Raw genomic sequence first — 21,457 nt, 5'->3', positions numbered from 1 at the left:
ATCGCAGGCCGACGCAGGGAAGGCCAGTCTCACGCTCGACCCGCCATCCATTGACGGATGTCCGCTTCACACCAGTCGAAATTCAGACAGCCGCGCCTGAACTAGGATGCAGCACGCAGGCGGAGGCGCCGCCTGCTGGTGCGGGCCTTCTCCGCCACCGCGGCGGTGATCTCGACCACGCCGTCTTCACGCGGTCTGGCGTTGGTAACCTTGTGGAGCCGCTCGTAGGGCAACAGTTCCTTGACCCGGGCTTGAAGCGACGCGACTTCGACGCGCAGATCCTCGCATTCCTGCCTCTGGACGTCGAACTGTATCTGTTCGGACGCCTGCTGCAGGGAAAGCTGCGAAAAATTCGCGCTGATCGCGGAAAGGTTCATCTTGTCGTTTTCGCTCTCCTTCGTGAGAGCAGACAGTTTTTGCTCGACAATTTGCTTTTCCGCCACCGCGTCGCTCGCTTGGGCCTTGAGCCTGGCTATCTCGCTGGCGGCGTCGCTGTTCTGGTTGGAGGCGGCCTCCAGTCGCGATCGAAGATCCTCGATTTCGGAACGCAAGCCGGTCATCTCCGCAACACTGCGTGCAAGCTCGGCTTCCCTGTCACCGTCCCTGAGGCGGGCCGCTTCCGTTATTTCCGATAGCTTTGCCTGCGCCATATCCAGCGATTTCTGCAGCCGCATCTCCTCTTTCTCGCTCTTGCCAAGCGCAGCCAGCAGTTCCGAAACCTGCGCGGCATCATTGGCATGGACAGTCGAGAGTTCATCCAGCCTGTGCCGGGCCTCGGCCTCCCGTTTCAGCGCCTTGTCGAGGTCGATCGACAGGCTGACATGCTTCTCCCGCAGCATCTCGTTCTCGCGCGAGCGTCTGTTGGCCTCGACGGCTCTGGCCGAGAGCGTTTTGACAAGCTCGCCGAACTCGGCTTCGCGTTTTGCGCTCGCATTGCCTGCCACGACGAGTTCCAGCCTTGCCGCCGCCAGCGCGCCGCGAAGTGCTTCCTTGTCCTCGACCAGGCTCGCCTCGTGCTGCTGCAGCGCCTCGATAGCGCTGTCGCGCTCGCGCTGCTTTCTGGTTGCATCGTGGAGCTGTTCGGACAGCACTCTTTGTTGCGCGGTCAGGCCGGTATTTGCCAGCTCCAATTCGTTGGCGCGAAGAATGTCGCCGTGGAGGAGTTTTAGGAATTCGCCTGTCAGATGATGCGAGGTCGCGATCTCCGACAGTTTTGCGTTGATCTCCCCCAGATACTCCTGCGCGTCGTGAAAGAGCCCATCGACCGCACTCAAGGCAGCCAGCCGGGTTTGCGTATGGGGGGTCAGCCGCCGCGCGGTCTCGAAGGCGTCCGCATTGGCCTCGAGCTGCGAGCTGTCATCCATTGCCGCGAGATTCTCATCCGACGCAGTCTCCTCCGGCACTGTGACGTCATACAGCGGCGACTGATCGTCCACATTGAGACATTCGCTGAATGCATCCGCCAAATCGGTTTCGAGCTCCTTGAACGCTTTCTCCACAGTCTCGGCACGCTTGATCAAACCTTTGAAATTCATGACCGAATATCCCTCTCGTGCAGCGCCGTTGAGGAGCGGACTTTCAACACTTGATCCTCGCCTCCCCCGGATGCGGGTTCATCTCCTGACATGCGCTCTGGCCGACGCACGCTAGGGACAGGCTTCGCCACTGTCCTCGTGTGTTTGAATGACGTGTTCTGGCGCACTCCATACCCGAGCCGTTGGCGCCGCTCGCAAAATGCCCACTCATTTCACCCGAAACGGATATGAAGCGGCGCAAGCCTGAGGGATCGCCTGGTGATTGTCTTAAGGACCGGCCGAGCGCCTCGGTGTTTCTGCAGCAGCTACAAGGTCGCGGCCTAAGACGACGCGTGTCACTGCCGGGAGGCCTGACCTGATAAATGCCTGACCTGATAAATGCCTGACCTAATAAATGATTGTGTTGAATACGTTTCGCTGATTAGCTGCTGTGCATAGACCAGGGACAAGACCGATAAATGTTGTCCCGGGAGGACCGCGATGCCGGTGCTTGAGGTTCGCCACGTCTCCAAGAATTTCGGGGCTATCCAGGCCCTGACCGACGTCAGCTTCCAGGTGGAGCGAGGCGAAGTCGTTGGTCTGATGGGGGACAACGGCGCCGGCAAGTCGACGATCGTCAAGACCGTGGCCGGGAATTTCCCGCCGAGCGACGGCGAAATTATGGTCGAGGGCGAGGTGTGCCACTTCCACCAGCCCGTGCAGGCCCGCGCCAAGGGGATCGAAGTTGTTTATCAGGACCTGGCGCTCGCCGATAATCTGACGGCCGCGCAGAACGTCTTTCTGGGGCGCGAGATCAAGAAGGGCTTCTGGCCGATCAGGATTCTTGACAAGCAGGCGATGATCGATCGCTCGGCAGCGCTGTTCAAGGAACTCAAATCGGAAACCCGGCCGCGCGACCTCGTCAGGAAGATGTCGGGTGGGCAGCGCCAGGCGGTCGCCATCGCGCGGACCCGGCTTTCAAATGCCAAGCTGGTGCTGATGGACGAACCAACCGCCGCCATCTCAGTGCGCCAGGTGGCGGAAGTACTCGAACTGATCCGACGCCTCAAAGCACAAGGAGTCGGCGTCATGCTGATCAGTCACCGAATGCCTGACGTGTTCGCCGTGGCAGATCGTATTATCGTCCTCAGGCGGGGCTCGAAAGTTGCCGACAAGCCAGCCGACAGAACATCGCCCGAGGAAATCACTGGACTGATAACGGGGGCCATCCGTGGCGAATAGTGTTCAGGGGTCAGTTGGCGTTCAGGGCTCAGTCGAAGAACATGGCCGGCCGGCCATGTCGGATTTCGTCCCGACCAAGGAAAAAACAGTTCTCCAACGCGTGATTTCAAGTCAGCCCTTCTGGGTGACGATCGCGCTCATCGCGCTCGTCATGTTGATGACTGCGATGGAGCCGAGCTTCGGCACCTCTGAAAACGTCGCCAATGTGACGCGCAATTTCGCACCTTTCGGCATCATGGCACTTGGCATGACGATCGTCATCATCACCGGCGGTATCGATCTGTCGGTCGGCTCCGTCATGGGTCTCGTGGTCATCGTCGCCGGCCTGTTCCTCACCTGGCATTATCCCTGGTACGTCGCCTTCGCCATGGGTCTTTTCTCCGGTCTGGCCTGTGGCGCGGTCAACGGATTCTTTGTCGCCTATGTCGGGATGCCGTCCTTTGTGGTCACCCTCGGCATGCTGTCCGTGGCGCGCTCGCTGGCGGTCGTATTCTCGGCCAACCAGATGCTCTACCAGTTCGGGCCCGATGCTCCGATCGTGAAGGCAATCGGTCAGTGGAAATGGCCGCGGCACGGTCCGAACGACTGGGCACCGCATTGGATACCAGAACTGTCGTCGCAATTCTGGACCATGGTGATCCTGGCCCTGATTGTCGGCTTCGTATTCAACTTCACAGCCTGGGCCCGGCATCTCTTCGCCATCGGCGGCAATGAAGAGGCGGCACGGCTCACCGGCGTTCCGGTCAACTGGATCAAATTCCAGGCCTATGTCTTCTCGGCTTTCACCGCCGCTCTCGCCTCGCTCCTGCTCCTCGGCTATAACGGCTCGGCCATTAATGCCATGGGCCAGGGCTATGAGCTGCGCGTGATCGCCGCGACGGTCATTGGCGGCGCCAGCCTCATGGGCGGCGCCGGCACGGCGTTCGGTGCAATCATCGGTTCGGCCTTCCTCGAGGTGATCAGGAATGCGCTGCTGATGGCCGGCATCGATTCAAACTGGCAGGGTGCCTTCGTCGGCGCCTTCATCGTTCTTGCGGTTCTCTTGGGCATGCAAACCGGCGGCAAATCGATTCTCGCCGCGTCGCTAGCAGTCTTGATGCCCAAAAAACGCCGCTAGAAACCCGCCGGCGGGAGGCTTGCGGGATCACACCAAGGAGGAGAACGTCACATGAAAAAACATCTGCTGACGGCCGCCGTCGCGCTTGGCGCAATGGTGCTCGCCGTTTCCGGCGCCCAGGCGAAATACACTTTTGCCCTGGTGCCGAAGAACATGAACAATCCTTTCTTCGACCAGGCACGCGACGGCTGCAAGAAGGCCGAAGCCGAATCCAAAGGCGCGGTGGAGTGCATGTATATCGGCCCCGGCGAACATGGCGGCGGCGACGAGCAGGTGCAGATCGTGCAGGATCTCGTGGCCAAGAAGGTGGACGGCATCGCCGTCTCGCCTTCGAACGCCGCGGCGATGGCGGTTGCGCTGCAGGCCGCCAAGGATGCCGGCATCCCGGTCCTCACCTGGGACTCCGATCTCCTGCCCGAAAACAAGGATCTGCGCGTTGCCTATATCGGGACCCACAATTACGAGATCGGCGTGAACCTTGCCAAGCTTGTCATGCAGATCAAGCCAAAAGGCGGCACGATCTGCATCCAGTCGGGCGGCGCCGCGGCGGCCAACCACAACGAGCGCATGCAAGGCATTCGCGATACGCTTTCGGGCACCAAATCGGCAGCCTCGCCCGGGGATCGGCTGACCGGCCAGAACGGCTGGACCGAAATCGAAGGCTGCCCGCTCTACACCAACGATGATTTCCCGCTTTCGGTGCAACAGTTCGAGGATATCATGGCGAAAAACCCGAACCTCGACGCATTCGTCCCAACCGGCGGCTTCCCGCAGTTCATCCCCGATGCCAACCGCGCCGCCGTCGCACCGTACAAGGACAAGATCGCCTCGAAGGCCCTGGCCCTTGTCGTTGCCGATACGCTTCCGGTACAGATCGACCAGATGAAGGAAGGTTTCTCCCTTGGCCAGGTCGGCCAGCGGCCGTTCGAGATGGGCTACAAGACGATGATGGCGCTGAAGGACATGAAGGAGGGCAAGGCTCCGCCGGCCGACCCGACCTACACGGGCCTCGATGTCTGCACTCCGGAGACAGCCGACACCTGCGTCGCCAAATAGTGCTTTTGGGCGGGAGGAAACTCCCGCCCTTTTCATAGGGGATCTCAATGCCGGAATTGTTCTCGCTCAAGGGCCGTGTCGCATTGGTCACGGGTGCCTCGCGTGGTCTTGGTTTTGCCATGGCCAAGGCACTTGCGGAAAACGGCGCGACGGTGATCGTCAATGCCCGCGACATGGCCGCCCTTTCCGCGGCCGCCGAAAGGATCGGTGCAGAAGCCCTGCCGTTCGATGTCACCGACGCGGCGATCTCAAGGGCGTCGCTCGAAGGAATCGTCGAACGCCACGGCCGCCTCGACATTCTGGTCAACAACGCCGGCATCCAGCATCGTAAACCGCTGGTCGAATGGGAGGACGAGGATTTCAACCATGTGGTTGCCGTCAATCTGTCGGCTTGCTTCCGCATGATGCGCGACGCGGTGCGCCTGATGCTGCCAAACAAGTTCGGGCGCATAATAAACACCGGATCGGTCGCAGCGATCCTTGGCCGTCCCACCATTCACGCCTATGTGGCGGCAAAAGCGGGCCTGCACGGGCTGACACGATCCACTGCGGCTGAGCTGGGCCGTCACGGTATCACCGTCAACGCCATCGCCCCTGGCTATTTCGCCACCGAGCTCAACACCGCACTTATGCGCGACGAAGCCTTCACCAAATGGGTCGAGGCACGAACCCCCGCGGGCCGCTGGGCCCAGCCTGAGGAGCTCGGCGGAGCCGTGGTATTTCTCGCCTCCGACGCTGCCGCGTACGTCAACGGGCACGTGCTGGCGGTCGACGGCGGGCTATCGGTTTCCCTGTGATTTCAATCGGCGACACCGTGCCGGCAGGGCGTGTCTGCTAGCCGCTTGAAATGACGACTTGCTGCATGCGGTGCTGGCCCGGTCCCCTGCGCGGACGCCGACGCCAGACGATTGGATGACGCGCCGTATTGCAGCCGCCGACTTTCGATTCGCAACGGGTTATTTCGACGTCTGGCGGCATCGATGCTTGATGCCGCCAATATTTCATTCCACACACCGGTCACGATGAGGGACGAGATACGGGATCAGCGCCAGGTATTCAGGTGGGCCTTGCCTGCCTCCGCGGTCCTGCATTTGCTCGCCGCCGCGCTTCTTTTGTCCGCACTGCCGGTGTCGCCCCCGCAACCGCAGAAGGAGCAGGCCATCGGGGTGGATCTGGTGCCGCCGCCCAAACCATCGGAGAAAGCCAAACCTCCGCCTCCCGCGAAACCGGCCAAGCCCGAAAAGCCGCCGAAAGCAAAGGTCGAGACCCCAACGAGCCGTGAGGTCGCCGCGCAGAGACCTGTCTTCCAATTCGGTGAGAAGGACGCCGGTCCTCGCAAGTCTCTGGACGGCAACAGTGCGGAGGATGGTTCGGAACAACCGCCGGCGCCGCAAGATCCCAATAAACAAGATCTTGCGCAGCCACCTGCCGTGACTGCGGTCGAGGGGAAAGACCAGGCTCCGCCGCCTGGCGCATCACAGCCGCCGAAGCCCAAGTCTGCGGATGTCGCCAAAGTGCAAAAGCCGTTGAAGCTTGAAAAAGCGAAAAGATTGTTCTCGCAAACAGCAACCGGTGATCCGGTAGCGACAACCGCCATGAAAAATGTGCCGCGCGCCGTGCGGATCGGTCAGCTCTGCAACACGGAACTCGCGCAGCAATTGGTGCACGCGTCGCCTCCCTATTTCCCAGACAGCTTGCTTGAGTATCGGCTGAAGGCCGGCACGGTCATGAACGTCGCCAGTGCGCCGTTCCCTGCAAACGGGCAGTGGTACGACCTGAGCTTTCGTTGCGAGGTCGATCCGGACGCGACGAAAGTCATTTCCTTCGCCTTCCGTGTCGGAAATCCGGTGCCGCGCAGCGAATTGAAACGCCGCGGGTTGCCCGCCGAATAGGTGGTCGAGGCACGGAGGCTGGCTGGCCGGCGCCGTCAAATCCGGCCGGTGATGTCTTCGCGCGCCCCGGGTGACCGAACCAACACGCGCCAAAAGTGGCTTTCGTCAGCGGCCGCCGAAGTCTAGCATACGGCCTTGGGAGGAGCCTTCGATGACTTCAAGTTTCAACGTTCACCATGCTGCCGGCTATGAGCAGCTCATGGGCCGCTGGAGCCAAAGGCTCGCGCCGCTGTTCATCGGCTTCGCGGGTCTCAAGGACGGCGAAAAGATCCTCGACGTCGGCTGCGGTACCGGCAGCCTGACCTTCGCGCTCGTCAAGGCCGCTGACCTCCGTGAGGTCGCTGCGATCGACTTTTCGGCCGTTTTTGTCGAGGAGGCAATCCGGCGCAACTCCGATCCGCGGATAAAAATCCGTCAGGCGGATGCCTGCGCCCTGCCCTTTGAGGACGGCGCGTTCGACCGTGCCCTGGCGCTGCTCGTGCTCCATTTCGTGCCCGAAGCCGGCAAGGCAGTCGCTGAGATGCGCCGCGTCGTGCGGCCGGGCGGCGTGGTCGCGGCGACGGTATGGGACCATCTCGGCGGCATGCCGGGGATGCGCATGATGATCGACACGGTGGCGGTGCTCAGTGAAGGCGGACGCCAGCTGCGTGCCCGCTATTGCGCCCAGCCGATGATGCAGCCGGGTGAAATGAAACGGACCTTTGTCGGGCAAGGTCTCCGCGACGTCACGGAGACCGAGCTGATGATCCGCATGGACTATCAAAACTTCGACGATTACTGGGCGCCGATTGCCGCGGGCGAAGGGCCGCTCGGCAAGTATGTGGCCACGCTCGACCCGGAAGAGCGGGCGCGCACCGACGCCGCCATGCGCGACGCCTACGAGGCCGGCCGGCCCGACGGCCCTAGGTCCTTTGCCAATGTCGCCTGGGCCTGCTGCGGTATCGTTGCCTGACGTCGGCGCTAATGGATGTCGCGCAAAAGCATGCCCTCGGGCTTGACCCGAGGGTGTGCGGCGGTTTTGCGATAACGACGTGCATAAAGAAGAACCTAAGGCGCGTCGCTTTAGCCGATCCCGTAGACCAGCCCGACGCGGCCGTGCGACAGCTGTTCGACCTTGCGCAGTTCGAGCCCACGACGATTTTTCGCCGTCCCAAACAGCGCCTTTCCTTCACCGGCGAGCAGGGGATAGACGATCAGCCTGAGTTCATCGACCAGCCCGGCATCGATAAGGCTCGCGGTAATTCGGGCACCGCCCATAAGGTAGATGTCTTTGCCGGGCTGCTGCTTGAGCGCAGCGATATCCTCGAAATTCCGCACGAAGCGCGTCTTTGGCCAGGCCGCCGAAGTCATTGTGTTCGACAGCACATAATGCGGGGTCTGTGCGGCGAAGCGGGCCCATTCGAGCTCGGCCGGCTTCGGCAATTTGCCGGTCATCGGCAGCGGCTTGTCGGGCTCGTGCTGGATGGCGCTCCAGTAGCGCTCGTAGCCGGCGTACATGACGCTGCCAAGCAGGCAGGCGTCGATTTGCGGTGTCAGGCCGTATTCGTCCGACCACGCGTCGACCCAATCGGCGTAACCCTCGGGTCCCTCCATCTTGCCGTCGACGGAAATTTTCATTCCAGCGATCAATTTACGCATGACTTCCTCCATCAGGCTTGCGGGATGCAAGCACGTTTCATCGGCTCATCGTTGCTTCGTGTTGCTGGCGGCGACCTCAGGGATGGCCGCCGCGAGTCACATCAGGCCGGCAGGCGGCGGTCGTATTCTTCCCGCAGGCGGGTCCAGCCGTCCCAGAACGAGGTCGGCGTCTTGCCCGCCAGGCGGGCGGCCAGCAGGTCGAGGTGCATGTGCCAGCCGGCCGTGATGTTGAGCTGGATTGCACGTTCCGGCAGGCGCCGATGGACGACGGTGAGCAGCACATCGCTCCCCTTCGGCTCCAGCAGGAAGGAGACGCCGCCGGTGTTTCCCCAGGTGATGGAAAGCTTGCGCGGCGGATCGAGTTCGGTGATCCGGCCCTCCATCCGATGCTCTTCGGGAAAGCCCGCGGGGCGCTGGCCACGCGGGTCCGTCAGCTCGTCATTGCGCCAGACCAATTCGAACGAGCTGCCCGCCTTCATTTCCATCTGGCCCGCGGCCATCCATTGCCGGCGCAGGTCACTCTCGGTGAGATAGGCCCAGACGCGCTCGATGGGTCCGGGCAAAAGGCGCTGGATGGTGAACGTGGCGGGCTCGCTCAGCTCGCCATAGGCGTCGATGCTTCTCATCTGGTTCATTGCTCGTCTCCTTCTTCTGAGTTGGGCGATTTCCTGGGCTCTTCCTGGGCTTTGCGTGAGTCCTCCTCGCGAAGGAGGCGTTCGAGAACATCGAGACGCCCCGTCCAGAAGCGCTCGTAGAAGCTGAGCCACTGATGGGCGCTGGCCAGCGGTCCGGGAGCTAGTCGGCACAGATGCGTGCGGCCCCGCACCTCTCGACGAATAAGCCCTGCATTCTCCAGCGTCTTGATGTGCTTGGAGGCGGCCGCGAGCGACATCGCGAAGGGTTCCGCCAGCTGGCTTACCGTTTTCTCGCCATCGGCGAGATCGCGAAGCATGTGCCGCCGGGTGGCGTCGCCAAGGGCGTGAAAAACCGCATCCATCTGAGGCGTCTCTAATTCAACCATGTAGTTGAATATAGACGCGCAGCTTCGGATCGTCAACCGTTTGGTTGAATAATTCGTGGGAAGCGCCGCGGGGCCGTTTGCGCGATCGAGCGTGTCGACGTGACGGAGGTACGGACGCGCCCCGCGACAGTAAGGGCGAGGCCCTTACTTGCCGTCGAAGAAACTGTGGATCGCGGTTTCCAGCTTTTCGATAAGCTGAGGGTTGTGGCAGCTGCCAGCCCAGATCAGGGCGTTTAGCCTCATCTCCTTGTTGACAAAGCTCACTTTCCTAGAATCCAGCAGGTATTCCGCGATCTCGTAGTGCCGCCCCTTGATAGCCTCGATGAGCGCGTTGTTTCTCCCCGTCTTGTCGGTCAGGTTTACTTCCGCGCCATTCTCCACGAGCAACCTGACGGCTTCGAGATGCCCGTTCTTCGCCGCCTCGATAAGAGCCGTTCTGCCGTAGTAGTCAGCTCGCGCGTTGACCTCTATTCGGGGGTGTCTCATGAGGACTGAGATACACGCGTAATGTCCCTTGGCCGACGCAAGGCTCAAGGGCGTGCTCTTCCACTTGTTTCTGGAATTCACGTCGATTTCCGGGTCTTCGATCAGCACCTCGACCACCGCTGTGCGGTCATTGAGGGCTGAAAGGTGAAGTGCAGACCAGCCGCCGTCGTCCGACTGATTGATGTCGGCGCCAGCCGCCAATTCCGATCGAACCGCCTCCGCATCGCCTTTTTCTGCCGCGATCAGCAGGGGCGACCAGTCTCTTGCCCCTTCGGCTTCCAAGCTGTTGGTCAACGCAGTCGCCTCCTCGGATAGTCCACAGAATACCACAGAATCCGCGACAGCGGGGTCGTCCTGTATAGAGTTCCCTGGAGTCCGTGGGTCACAGAGAGCTGTCGGCCCGAAGCGGAGGATCAGCGCTTCACGTCCGTCTCCTCACATTCTCCTGATATCGACTGGCTTTCGCGGCCATCCAGACTAGATAGAGCGTGCGCCGGGCGGAACGATGCAGAAGGACCTGAACATGCCTGAACAGATTACCCTGAATAGACCTGAACAAATCAGATTGAACGACGGCTCCGCCATTCCGCAAATCGGCCTCGGCGTGTGGCAGGTCGATCCAGCCATCACCGCCAAGGTGGTGCGCTGGGGAATCGAGGCCGGCTACCGACTGATCGACACCGCCGAAGGCTATCAGAATGAGGAAGGTGTCGGGCAGGCAATCCGCTCGGCCGGCGTGCCGAGAAGCGAGTTGTTCATCACCTCGAAACTGCGCAACGGCGCACATCAGCGCGACGCCGCCTTGCGCGCGTTCGACGAGACGATGAGCAAGCTCGGCATCGAGCAGATCGACCTGTTCCTGATCCATTGGCCGGTGCCCAGCCGGGACAGATATGTCGAGGCCTGGAAGACGCTGATCGAACTCAGGCAATCAGGCCGGATCAAGTCGATCGGCGTTTCGAACTTCAACCAGGACCACCTCGAACGGATCATCGGCGAGACCGGCGTCACGCCGACCGTCAACCAGATCGAACTCCACCCCCGCTTCCAGCAGCGTGACAAACGCGAATTCCATGACAGGCACAACATCCGAATCGAGAGCTGGAGCCCGTTGGGCAGCGGCCGACTGTTGAGCGATCCGACGCTTGAAAGCGTCGCCAGGAAACACAGCAAGTCGGTGGCGCACACGATCGTCAGGTGGCACCTTCAGGAAGGGCTGATCGTCATTCCAAAGTCGATCCACCAGGATCGCATCGCCGCCAATTTCGATGTCTTCGATTTCGAGCTGGAAGCGAAGGACCTCGAGCTTATCAGGGGCATGGATTCGCCCGACGGCCGCACCGGCCCGAACCCCGCCACGGCTGCGTTTTTGTTCTAACGAGGCGGCCAACCGGGACGTTGGCATTCCTTCACACCCCCTCTGTCCTGCCGGACAGAGGGGGGTGCTGTCCCGCCAGCGATCAAAACTACCCTTTCCTCCAGCCTATATCCCCGAGCCATCCACCAGCGGCACATCTTCCCCTTCCCAGGGGCTCGGCATCGATCCCTTGCTGAGATTGGCCGACGGCAGCGGCATCCAGCACTTCAGTTCGGGTTCGGCATATTCGACGATGCGTCCTGGAGACGAATCGGAAGCGCGCCAGCCTTCGCTGCCGAACTGATCGGCGCGGGCCCAGTAAGCCATGTCGACCTCGGCCGGACCCTGTTCGGACGGCCGAACCGTGACAAGGATTCTGCTGCCGTCCCTTGGCGCGCTCGACATGTGGCGCCACTGACCGGGCTCGTCCATTGCACTTCCTCCTGCAATCTTCGCCTCGCACCGATAGTCGCTTCGCGTTCGGAAGCGGTCAACCTGAACTTTCTTGCCTGAGGCAAAACCCCTGCCCCCGTCGTCGCGGAACAAGTCATGGCGCGCCGGGTTTGGGCAAGTTGTTGAAGGAAAGCAAAATGAGACCAGCGCCGCGACCGATCCTTACCATTGTTGCATGGCGGGCCGCGTCGTTCGTTCGCAACCCGGTCCGGTCGCAATGAGGCAGGCCGGTTCCGATCGTTCCATCCCACCGGAGGAGAGGCAAGGCGGCATAGGACGAGCGCTCGGCCTCGGACTGATAACCGGGGCGGCCGACGACGATTGTTCCGCGATAGGCACCTATGCCAGCGCCGGCGCCCGCTTCGGACCCGACCTGCTTTGGACTGCTCCGGTGACGTTGCCGATGATGTACGCGGTCGTCTACCTGTCGTCGAAGCTCGGCCAGGTGTCGGGGCGCGGATTGTTCCACGTCATCAAGGACTTCTACCCGTGGTGGCTGCTTTGGTCGGTGCTGTTGGGTGTGCTTATCGGCAACACCATCGAGGCAGCGGCGGATCTTGGTGGAATGGCGGCGGCGATCAACATATTCGTGCCGCTTCCCATCCCGCTGATCGTGCTGTTCGTCGCTGCCATCATCTTCGCTCTCCAGGTCTTCGGCTCCTATACTTTGATCCGCAACATCTTTCGCTGGCTGGCGCTGGCGCTGCTCGCCTATGTCGGTGCCGCCATTCTGGCCAAGCCGGACGCCGCGGCAGTGCTGCGCGGAACGCTGCTTCCGAAGATCGAATTCAACCGCGAGTTCCTGTCGATCCTGGTCGCCATCATCGGCACCACGCTGTCCGCCTATCTCTACACATGGCAGTCCAATGAGGAGGTCGAGGAGGAGATTGCCCAGGGCCGGACAACGCTCAGCCAAAGGAAGGGCGCCACCGACAGCGAACTCCGTCGCTCTCGCCGGGACATCCTCATCGGCATGATGTTTTCAAATCTCATCATGTATTTCATCATCCTGTCGACGGGTGCTACGCTCTACAAGGCGGGCCATCACGATATCGACACGGCTGCGCAAGCCGCGGAGGCGCTGCGCCCGCTCGCCGGCCAGGCCGCAAGCGTCCTGTTCGCAGCAGGCGTGATCGGCGTCGGTTTCCTAGCGGTTCCTGTCATGACCACCGGCGCTGCCTATGACGTGGCACAAGCCATCGGCTGGAAAAACAGCCTGCACGCCCGGGCTCGGGAGGCCCCCAAATTTTATCTCGCCATCGGCTTTTTTACGGCGATCGCCGCTGGCCTGAACTTTCTCGGCTTCAATCCGATGAAGGCGCTGGTCTGGTCCGGCATCGTTCAAGGCTTCTCGACGCCGCCCTTGCTGCTGCTCATCATGCTGATGACGAACAGCCACAGGATCATGGGGGACCAGGTGAACAGCCGCAGCACCAATATACTCGGTTGGGCAACGACCGCCGCCATCTTCTCGGCGACGATCGGCCTGGTGGCAACCTGGTTCATGTGATCGGGCGGAAGCAAAGGGACGCCGCCGGTTGGATTACCCGTTCCCGCTTGCGGATTGTCCCAGCTTTGCCGGTCTTGGAAATTCCACAACGTCGCCCGTGGGCCGCTTGTATTGCGCCGCGACAATTGCATCGATCAGGAGATCCAGAGCCGCACGAGCCGTGCGGCTCGTCTCGTCGTCGCCGCTCAAATAATGGCAGGCTCGTTCGAGGTGGAGGTGTGCGGCGGCAAAGTCGCTTGTCATAGGCTTCTCCCTGTTGCCCGCCGGCCGGCAAGATGACCGCCTCATTTTACCCAAAAGCAAATATCCACAGCCGGATTTGAATCAAATTGGCCTGACTCACTGAGCCCGCGGGACAAGGTGCTGCCAGGCCTTTGCATCGCTGGTCGATGCGCTGCGCCGGCGCGCTACGCCGCATGGAATGAACCAATTGCGGGCGATGTGCCGCAAACTCAGTTCGCTCATCCCCCTGCTTTTGAAATTTTCTCGCTCTTTTAATTCTACAAACTCTCTAGACTTAAAATAGATCGCTAGACCCAAGATCTTAAAAATTGAGCGTTTGAGAGGGAGCCTGGAATGTCGAAGAAGCTCGTTGTAGGGCTGTCGGGCAATTTGACCCGGCCCTCGAAGACCAAGGCGTTCGTCAGCCACATCGTCGGGCAAGCCGCCGAAAGCATCGGCGCGGCCTCGGCCGTCTTCGACATCGAGGATCTTGGCGCGTCACTGCCGCAGGCAAGGCGCCTCGGCGACCTCGACCCGGCGGCGCGCAACATCGTCGAACGGCTGCTCGGCGCCGACATCCTGGTGGCCGGCTCGCCGACTTTCAAAGGCAGCTATACCGGGCTTTTCAAGCACTTCTTCGACCTGCTCGATCCGTCATCGCTGCGGGGCAAGCCCGTCATCCTCGCCGCGACCGGCGGCGGCGAGCGCCATTCGCTGATCGTCGAGCACCAGTTGCGGCCGCTGTTCGGCTTCTTCGAGGCGCTGACTGTGCCGACCGCGATCTACGCCTCCGACAAGGATTTTGCCAATGGCGTGCTGGTGTCGGAAGCCATCCACGCCCGCGCCCGGCAGGCGGTCGCCGAGGCATGCCGGGTAACCGGAGTGCCCCATCGCGTCGGCCTCGCCGCCTGAACGCACCACTGACCCGAGATCCCCTTTCCGATCCATCCAGGAGCACGCCGCGATGACCAGATCCACCAAATCCAGGCAAATCAAACTTGGCGCCTTCCTGCCCGGCGGCGGACAGCATATCGCCGCCTGGCGTCACCCCGATGCGCCGGCCGACGGCGCCACCAATTTCGAGTTCCACAAGCAGCTTGCCCTGACCGCCGAGCGCGGCCTGTTCGACGCCTATTTCCTGGCCGACAATCTGACGGTCGGGCTCGGCGCCCGCGAAGGCGGCAACGCCAAGATCGCCGGCTTCGAGCCGGTAACGCTGTTTGCAGCGCTGGCGCCGCTCACCACGCATCTCGGCTTCATCGCCACCGCCTCGACCACCTATGAGGAGCCCTATACGCTCGCCCGCAAGTTCGCCTCGCTCGACCTTCTGTCGAATGGCCGGGCCGGCTGGAACGTCGTTACCTCGGCCGGCGACGAAACCGCGCGCAACTTCAATCGTGAGACGCAGCCTGCCCACGCCGAGCGCTATGCCCGCGCGCATGAGCATGTCGAGACGGTCAAGGCGCTGTGGGACAGCTGGGAGGACGATGCTTTCATCCGCGACAAGGAATCGGGGCGCTTCTACGACAAGGACAAGCTTCACGACATCGACCACAAGGGCCCGCATTTCAGCGTTAAGGGTCCGCTCAACGTGCCACGCCCCGTGCAGGGGCACCCGGTGGTGGTGCAGGCGGGGCAATCGGAAGACGGCCGCAAGCTCGCCGCCCACTCGGCGGAAGTCATCTTCACCGCCCATCAGAACCTGGCGTCGGCACAGGAATTCTATCGCGATATCAAGGCGCGCGTGACGGCCGTCGGCCGCGATCCCGAGCAGGTGCTGATCATGCCGGGCGTGGCACCCTTCGTCGGCCGCACCGAAGAAGAAGCGCGCGCCAAATACCAGCAGCTGAACGATCTCATCCTGCCCGATGACGGCGTCGCCCTGCTTAATGGGCTGGCCGGCCAGACGCTCGACATCAGGGGCTATCCGCTTGATGGCCCGCTGCCGCCGAGCAAGGAAACCGAAGGCATGAAGAGCCGCCAGGCGCTGATCCGCCAGATTGCCGACGAGCACAACTTCACCATCCGCCAGCTCTACCAGTGGGTAGCAACGGCCCGCGGCCATTACACCGTCATCGGCAGTGCTGTGCAGGTCGCCGATCAGCTGGAGGAATGGTTCGGCAACGAAGCCGCCGACGGCTTCAACATCCTGCCGCCCTGGCTGCCCGGCGGGCTCGACGACTTCGTCGAGCTGGTGATCCCCGAACTGCAGCGCCGCGGCCTGTTCCGTACCGCCTATGAAGGCAGGACCCTGCGCGAGAATCTCGGCCTCAGGCGGCCGGAAAACCCGTGGACCGCCGCCCGCTCGGCCGTGCTGGCCGCCGAATAATTCCACGAAGCCCACTACCCTCGAAGCGAGAGGCAAGACGATGACCTTGCAGCACATCGAACAGGCCGCCAGCCTCGGCACGCGTGACAGCACGACAAGCCTCGGCACGGACTTCCTGCGCCACGGCGGCCGGGCAGGCATCCGCTTCCTGTCGCGCTACGGCGTCCTCATTGCTTTCCTCGCAATCTGGCAAGTGTCGAGCAGCGCCGGGTGGGTCAATACGGCCGTGCTGCCGCCGATCGATACGATTGTCGCGGCACTTTGGAAGGGGCTGGCCGGCGGCACTCTGCTCGGTGACATCGCCATCAGCCTGCAGCGCGCCGGTCTCGCCTTCGCGGCCGCCGTGCTGGTCGCCATCCCGCTTGGCCTGTTCATGGGCCAGGTGCGCGCGGTCGAGACCGCGCTCGATCCCATCCTGCAGGTCTTCCGCCAGACCTCGGCGCTGGCGCTCTATCCGGTGTTCATCCTGCTGCTTGGGCTTGGCGAGGCGTCCAAGGTGTTCGTCATCTTCTGGGCGACGCTGTTTCCGCTGCTGCTCAACACCATCGGCGGCGTCAAGCAGGTCGATCCGAAACTGCTGGAGATGGCCCGGGTCTATGGCGCCAGGCAGCTCACCGTCTTCCACCGTGTCGTGCTGCCCGGCGCCGTGCCGTCGATCTTTGTCGGATTGAGGCTCAGCGCCACCACGGCGCTGCTGCTGTTGATCGCCTCCGAAATGATCGGCGCGAACAAGGGCATCGGCTTTCAGGTGATGAACGCGCAGTACAACTTCCAGATCCCGCTGATGTTTGCGGCAATCGTCATCCTCGCCGGCCTCGGCCTGATCGCCAACCAGGCGCTGGTCAGCCTGCAGCGGCGGCTCTGCCGCTGGAGCAATGCCGTCGACTGACCACCCGCTTTTACCAATCTCAACCAGGCAGAACTCAAATCAGGAAAGACACGCATCATGAAAATCACCCGCCGTTCCCTGCTTGCCGGCGCGCCCTTCGCCGCCGGCCTTCTCGCCGCCGGCCTGCCGCGCTTGGCCCTTGCCGAAGCGGAACCCGTCAAGTTCCGCTCCCTCGCCAGCCGTGGCAGCATCTCTCCGCATGAGCTGGCCGGCGAGCTCGGCTATTTCAAAGGCCTCGGTATCGAGGTCGAGAATGTCGGCTATTCCGGCGGCGGCCCGGAATCACTGTTCGCGCTCGCCTCCGGCAGCGTCGATATCGGCTCGGCCGCGACCGCCGCCGTGATCAATTCGATTTCCGGCGGCAACGACTTCGTCGCCGTCTATCCGAGCAACGGCATCAACAGCAAGGTGCGCAGCGTCTTCTACGTGCTCGACGACAGCCCGATCAAATCGATCGCCGACATTGCCGGCAAGACCATCGCCGTCAACACGCTCGGCGCCCATCTCGACTACACCGTGCGCGAGGCGCTGCACAGCGTCGGCCTATCGCCGGATGCCGCCAATCTCGTCGTCGTCCCCGGACCGCAGCTCGAGCAGACCTTGCGCTCCCGCCAGGTCGACATCGCGGCTCTCGGCTACTGGCAGGCGACGTTTGCCGGCGCCCTGGTCGACAATGGCGGCGTGCGTGGCGTGTTCAACGACACCGACGTGCTGGGCGAACTGGCCGGCGGCTTCGTCGTGCTCAGGCGCGACTTCATCGCGGCGCATCCCGACGCCGCCCGCAATTTCGTCGAGCAATCGGCGCGCGCCTCCGACTGGTCGCTGCAGAACCCCGACGAAGCGCGCAAAGTGCTCGCGACAATCCTCGACAAGCGCGGCGAAAACGGCGAGCTGGCGCGCTACTGGACCGGCTTCGGGCTGCGCCAGGGGGCCAAGGCGACGGACCGCGACATCGACTTCTGGGTCAGCGTGCTCGAGCGCGACGGCCGCCTGGCAAAGGGTAAGCTGAAGGCAGCGGATATCCTCTACCGGCCCGGCGAAACCAAGACCAACTGACAAGGCCAACCGGCAAGGCAATCAGCTGGGAGACGAGCACGATGAGCAGCACAAGCGGCGGTGAGGTCAGGATACGCGACCTGTCCAAATCGTTCAGCATCGGTGGGCGTTCGCTTGCCGTGCTGAGGACCCTCAACCTCGACATCCGCTCGGGTGAATGCCTGGTCATCGTCGGCGCCAGCGGATCGGGCAAGACCACGCTGCTGCGCATTCTTGCCGGGCTGGAGGCCGCGGACAGCGGCGGTGTCGCCATCGACGGCAAGCCGGTGCACGGCGTCGGTGCCGAGCGCGCGGTGATCTTCCAGGAACCGCGCCTGCTGCCCTGGCTGACGGTGCTCGGCAATGTCGCCTTCGGCCTCGAAGTGCGCGGCGTGCCGAAGGTCGAGGCCGAGGAACGGGCGCGCTTCTATATCGCGCTCGTCGGCCTCGCCGAATTCAGCGATGCTTTCCCAAGGCAACTGTCGGGCGGCATGGCGCAGCGCGTCGGCATTGCCCGCGCCCTGACCGTGCAGCCCGAAATCCTGCTGCTCGACGAGCCGCTGGGCGCGCTGGACGCCATGACCAAGATCGGAATGCAGGAGGAACTGGCGCGCATCTGGAGCGAGGAGAACGTCACCATGGTGATGGTGACGCACGACCTCGAGGAAGCGATCTACCTCGCCGACCGCGTGCTGATCCTGCCCAAGGAGAAAGGCGGCGCGGCGCGGCTGATCGACATCGACCTGCCCCGCCCGCGCGAGCGCAGCGAAAGCCGCTTCGTGCGCTACCGCGAAGAACTGCTGCGCGAATTCGGCCTGCACTGAAAGCATAAAAGGCCTTGGATTCCTCGCCCCGCGAAGCGGGGAGAGGTGTCTCGGCGAAGCCGAGACGGAGAGGGGCCTTCCTTTGAGTGCCCCTGCCCCGCGCTCTTTCCTGGAACCGGATTCCCCGCCCCCGCATTTCCTTAACCGGGGGGCGAAGGAGCGCGGTATGAAAGCTTTGTTCGCAATCTTTGGCGGCTTCGTGCTGACGCTCGCCGTGTTCGCCAGCGGCCTGGCGTTCGCCACCTGGCTTCTGATAGCCAAGCCGGTGCGGCCGGCCGCCCCGGTCTCCAGCGTCGTCGAACTGTGGGCCAAGGATCCGCGCCCGGTAAACCCGGCCTCGCAGCGCCTCGAACGCCTCCCGGCCCGCCCGGCTCCCGTTCGCACCTCGGAAGTTGACCGCACCTCCAAACCCGCCGACACCCCCGCGGCTTCGACAGCCGACACCACCGCCACCGGCTCTATCCAGCCACCAGCGGAAGAGCAGCAAGCGCTGCCCGCCGCTCATGTCGAATGGTGCGCAAGCCGCTATCGCTCCTACCGGCCGGACAACAACCGCTACACTTCCTACAGCGGACAACAGCGCCCCTGCATCTCGCCCTATCTCGACATCACCGATGACGGCAGCTACGTCGAGGCGAGCGATACGTCGTCGGTGGAGGGCTACCCGCCATCGGACGAACCCGGCGCCGCCGAGTTCTCATCCGACCATATGCAATACTGCTTCAGCCGCTACCGGTCATATCGGCCGGAAGACAATAGCTATCAGCCTTACTCCGGCGGGCCGCGCCGGCAGTGCGAGTAGCGCGGGCCGGGGTGGCTGGCGACCGCAGTGCATGGCGCCTTGTGCGACCCCACCCAACGATCACGCAGATTTCTTGGATCGTTCGGGTTGGCACGGCGTTCATCCGATACCCAAAGGAGAAATCAACATGGGCGACGACCGGGAAGACAAGATTCGTGAGCGCGCATACCAGATCTGGGAACGCGAAGGCGGAATCCATGGCGATCCCGAGCGGCACTGGCACCGGGCCGAGGCCGAGATCGACAGGGAGGCAGCCCTGCCACTGACGGCAGGCGATGCCCTGCCGGAAACCCGCGAGGTCGCGAGCTCCGACGTGTTGACGGTGGAGGCTTTGGCGGTGCGCACCGGCATATCGGGCAAACAGGCGCAGGAGCTGATCGACAGGCTGGGAAACGACAGGGCGGCGATCGAACAAGCCGCGCGCAACCTCAAGGGGAAGCAGCGGCTCGGGGAGTGACAGATGATCAGAAAACTCAAAGACGGAAAATATCGCCTCTATTCGCGCAAGAAGGACGAAAAGACCGGCAAGCGCCGCAATCTCGGCACCTTCGATACCCGCGAGGCCGCCGAGAAGCACGAACGCGAGGTGCAGTATTTCAAGAGGCATTGAGGGGCGTTGGTGGCCGGTGCCCGCCAAGCAGTTGCGCCGGATGGCTGGCGGAACGTGAATCCAGCCGCAACAAGCCGTCGCGAAGCCACTACCGCTGCTACAGGCCAAGCGACGACCACTACACGCCCTACAGCAGAGAGCAGCGCCCCTGCATCTCGCCGTATCTCGATGCCGGCGCTGCGCCGCACAGCCTCCCGACGATGGCGCCAGCTATGTCGAAGCGAGCGACACGTTGCCAATGGACGGCTAGGTTCCGTCGCAGGAAGCCGGCGCCGCCTGGCTTCCGCCCCACCACGTGCAATATTGCTTCAGCCGCTAGCGCTCCTATCGGCCGGGAGACAACAGCTATCAGCCCTATTCCGGCGGCCCCACAGGCAGTGCGAGTAGGCGGGCGCTGATAGATAGGCGCGCGGCTGTCGGGCATCTAGACATGACCCGCTCGCGCTCGCGTGGGCGTGTTTGCTCTCCCAAAATCACCGTCTTATAGTCCGCTTCTTATTTCGGGGGGTAGCTCAATGATTTCCGAGGCGAGCGTTCGGCGCGCGATCAATCACTTGGGATCATTTGGAGATACCGACCTCTTTCCGCGCCTACCTGAGATGCGATGCTTTCTCGAGCGGCCCGGGACCATCGCCAAAGACTGCGAAAATCTAAACATCGGACAATACATGCCGGTCGGTGTTGTAGAAACCCTGACCCCCAAATCGTGGCTCGGGTTCAGGATTGCCCACCAGCTTACTGCATCCGATAACGTAATCTACCTTGCTGGGCTTCTGGATTGTGCTCCTTACCTAGAATCGGCTCGACTTCCGAAGGATGAAAACGAGGCGTTTGCTTATCGTTTCTCTGAAGGCGAGTCTCTAAGGATATTTGAGCCCGCGCGCGGCTATCACCAATGGTTGGCTCATCTCTCCGGACTGAGTGGACCAGAGAATCCGTTTGCAGAGGATCGTCCAGCGATTGTTACTGATATTTCCGACTTCTATCAGCGGATATACTTTCACCGGATTGAGAATGTCCTGCAGGATGCTGGATGCCCCAAGGGGCCGTCTGATCTGGTGAAGAAGATAATTAAGACAACCCGTGCCAGGCAGTCCTACGGCCTGCCTGTCGGGAGCACCGCTTCGCGCCTGCTAGCTGAATGTCTGCTGAACGATACAGACATGCTCTTGAAGAACATGGGCGTCAAATTCACCAGATACGTGGATGATTTTCGCATTGCTGTACCTGCCGGGATGGAAGCTCATTCCATCCTGTGTCGGCTTGCTGAACATCTAATGGTCACCGAGGGGCTGTCCTTGAATGTGACGAAAACGAAGTTGACGACAGTCAAAGAGATGGAGCGTTCTTCGAAGGCGCGCCTGCAAGACGTGTTTGAACCGCCCCGGGTTGATCGGAGGCTCCAACTCCTGAGAAGGTGGAGCCATGACAAGCAAGACGACCAACAAGTTCTCTCCCGA

At 62.3% G+C, this 21,457-nt stretch carries 23 protein-coding genes; 17 read left to right on the top strand and 6 right to left on the bottom strand.

The genetic code is table 11. The features are described 5' to 3' along the window. Window positions 1-101: 101 nt before the first annotated feature. Window positions 102-1,535 (bottom strand): coiled-coil domain-containing protein, encoded by a 1,434-nt coding sequence (locus NKH21_RS22410; protein WP_352661582.1) that lies wholly within the window; start codon window positions 1,533-1,535, stop codon window positions 102-104. 480 nt (window positions 1,536-2,015) lie between these two features. On the opposite strand from NKH21_RS22410, the gene NKH21_RS22405 reads away from it, so the two are divergent. From NKH21_RS22405 to NKH21_RS22380, 6 genes are all read left to right on the top strand, one after another. Then, window positions 2,016-2,756 (top strand): ATP-binding cassette domain-containing protein, encoded by a 741-nt coding sequence (locus tag NKH21_RS22405; protein ID WP_352661585.1) that lies wholly within the window; start codon window positions 2,016-2,018, stop codon window positions 2,754-2,756. A 55-nt stretch (window positions 2,757-2,811) separates the two neighbouring features. Further along, entirely contained in the window at window positions 2,812-3,873 is a 1,062-nt protein-coding gene (locus tag NKH21_RS22400; RefSeq protein ID WP_023677317.1) for an ABC transporter permease, read from the top strand. Window positions 3,874-3,924: 51 nt separating this feature from the next. Continuing rightward, window positions 3,925-4,929 (top strand): sugar-binding protein, encoded by a 1,005-nt coding sequence (locus tag NKH21_RS22395; RefSeq protein WP_352564173.1) that lies wholly within the window; start codon window positions 3,925-3,927, stop codon window positions 4,927-4,929. A gap of 47 nt (window positions 4,930-4,976) precedes the next feature. Further along, complete coding sequence (locus NKH21_RS22390; protein ID WP_352661588.1) at window positions 4,977-5,726, top strand: glucose 1-dehydrogenase; 750 nt, start codon at window positions 4,977-4,979, stop codon at window positions 5,724-5,726. A gap of 183 nt (window positions 5,727-5,909) precedes the next feature. Continuing rightward, window positions 5,910-6,821 carry a DUF930 domain-containing protein gene (locus NKH21_RS22385; protein WP_352867563.1) on the top strand — a complete coding sequence of 304 codons (912 nt, stop codon included), beginning with the start codon at window positions 5,910-5,912 and terminating at the stop codon, window positions 6,819-6,821. Between the two features lie 151 nt (window positions 6,822-6,972). After that, window positions 6,973-7,773, top strand: coding sequence for a class I SAM-dependent methyltransferase (locus tag NKH21_RS22380; RefSeq protein WP_352661594.1), 801 nt, complete (start codon window positions 6,973-6,975; stop codon window positions 7,771-7,773). 110 nt (window positions 7,774-7,883) lie between these two features. Here the strand turns inward: NKH21_RS22380 and NKH21_RS22375 are convergent, their stop codons facing one another. The 4 genes from NKH21_RS22375 to NKH21_RS22360 form a co-directional block, all read right to left on the bottom strand. Beyond that, the gene (locus NKH21_RS22375; RefSeq protein ID WP_352661597.1) at window positions 7,884-8,459 is read right to left on the bottom strand and encodes a dihydrofolate reductase family protein; all 576 of its coding nucleotides are present in this window, start codon (window positions 8,457-8,459) and stop codon (window positions 7,884-7,886) included. A gap of 101 nt (window positions 8,460-8,560) precedes the next feature. Continuing rightward, a complete protein-coding gene (locus NKH21_RS22370) occupies window positions 8,561-9,094 on the bottom strand; it encodes an SRPBCC family protein (protein WP_352661600.1) in 534 nt (177 codons plus the stop codon). Then, the gene (locus tag NKH21_RS22365) at window positions 9,091-9,480 is read right to left on the bottom strand and encodes an ArsR/SmtB family transcription factor (RefSeq protein ID WP_352867558.1); all 390 of its coding nucleotides are present in this window, start codon (window positions 9,478-9,480) and stop codon (window positions 9,091-9,093) included. The genes NKH21_RS22370 and NKH21_RS22365 overlap by 4 nt, the downstream gene beginning before the upstream one ends. 144 nt (window positions 9,481-9,624) lie before the next feature. Then, a complete protein-coding gene (locus NKH21_RS22360) occupies window positions 9,625-10,260 on the bottom strand; it encodes an ankyrin repeat domain-containing protein (protein WP_352661607.1) in 636 nt (211 codons plus the stop codon). Between the two features lie 229 nt (window positions 10,261-10,489). On the opposite strand from NKH21_RS22360, the gene NKH21_RS22355 reads away from it, so the two are divergent. After that, the gene (locus tag NKH21_RS22355) at window positions 10,490-11,344 is read left to right on the top strand and encodes an aldo/keto reductase (RefSeq protein WP_352661610.1); all 855 of its coding nucleotides are present in this window, start codon (window positions 10,490-10,492) and stop codon (window positions 11,342-11,344) included. A 105-nt stretch (window positions 11,345-11,449) separates the two neighbouring features. On the opposite strand, the gene NKH21_RS22350 is transcribed toward NKH21_RS22355, so the two are convergent. After that, a complete protein-coding gene (locus NKH21_RS22350; protein WP_023677305.1) occupies window positions 11,450-11,755 on the bottom strand; it encodes a hypothetical protein in 306 nt (101 codons plus the stop codon). 238 nt (window positions 11,756-11,993) lie between these two features. On the opposite strand from NKH21_RS22350, the gene NKH21_RS22345 reads away from it, so the two are divergent. The 10 genes from NKH21_RS22345 to NKH21_RS22295 form a co-directional block, all read left to right on the top strand. Next, on the top strand, window positions 11,994-13,286 hold the full coding sequence (locus NKH21_RS22345; RefSeq protein ID WP_352661613.1) for an Nramp family divalent metal transporter: 1,293 nt from the start codon (window positions 11,994-11,996) through the stop codon (window positions 13,284-13,286). Between the two features lie 576 nt (window positions 13,287-13,862). Continuing rightward, the gene (gene msuE, locus NKH21_RS22335; protein WP_352661619.1) at window positions 13,863-14,420 is read left to right on the top strand and encodes an FMN reductase; all 558 of its coding nucleotides are present in this window, start codon (window positions 13,863-13,865) and stop codon (window positions 14,418-14,420) included. Window positions 14,421-14,472: 52 nt separating this feature from the next. After that, window positions 14,473-15,837, top strand: coding sequence for an LLM class flavin-dependent oxidoreductase (locus tag NKH21_RS22330; protein WP_352661622.1), 1,365 nt, complete (start codon window positions 14,473-14,475; stop codon window positions 15,835-15,837). 40 nt (window positions 15,838-15,877) lie between these two features. After that, the gene (locus NKH21_RS22325) at window positions 15,878-16,726 is read left to right on the top strand and encodes an ABC transporter permease (protein WP_352661625.1); all 849 of its coding nucleotides are present in this window, start codon (window positions 15,878-15,880) and stop codon (window positions 16,724-16,726) included. A 57-nt stretch (window positions 16,727-16,783) separates the two neighbouring features. Continuing rightward, on the top strand, window positions 16,784-17,782 hold the full coding sequence (locus NKH21_RS22320) for an ABC transporter substrate-binding protein (RefSeq protein ID WP_352661628.1): 999 nt from the start codon (window positions 16,784-16,786) through the stop codon (window positions 17,780-17,782). Between the two features lie 41 nt (window positions 17,783-17,823). Then, window positions 17,824-18,585 carry an ABC transporter ATP-binding protein gene (locus NKH21_RS22315; protein ID WP_352661631.1) on the top strand — a complete coding sequence of 254 codons (762 nt, stop codon included), beginning with the start codon at window positions 17,824-17,826 and terminating at the stop codon, window positions 18,583-18,585. 166 nt (window positions 18,586-18,751) lie between these two features. Continuing rightward, complete coding sequence (locus tag NKH21_RS22310; RefSeq protein ID WP_352661634.1) at window positions 18,752-19,387, top strand: BA14K family protein; 636 nt, start codon at window positions 18,752-18,754, stop codon at window positions 19,385-19,387. Window positions 19,388-19,514: 127 nt separating this feature from the next. Continuing rightward, window positions 19,515-19,844, top strand: a complete 330-nt coding sequence (locus NKH21_RS22305; protein ID WP_352661637.1) for a DUF2934 domain-containing protein — start codon at window positions 19,515-19,517, stop codon at window positions 19,842-19,844. Window positions 19,845-19,847: 3 nt separating this feature from the next. Next, complete coding sequence (locus tag NKH21_RS22300) at window positions 19,848-19,997, top strand: hypothetical protein (RefSeq protein ID WP_023677295.1); 150 nt, start codon at window positions 19,848-19,850, stop codon at window positions 19,995-19,997. 515 nt (window positions 19,998-20,512) lie between these two features. Continuing rightward, on the top strand, window positions 20,513-21,457 hold a 945-nt coding region (locus NKH21_RS22295; protein WP_352867550.1), incomplete at its 3' end, for an RNA-directed DNA polymerase.

The organism is Mesorhizobium sp. M1329 (assembly GCF_040318035.1).
In the GTDB taxonomy this organism is placed as follows: Bacteria; Pseudomonadota; Alphaproteobacteria; order Rhizobiales; family Rhizobiaceae; genus Mesorhizobium.
The sequence above is the reverse complement of the archived record's forward strand: the minus strand, read 5'-3'. Positions and strand labels throughout refer to the sequence as shown.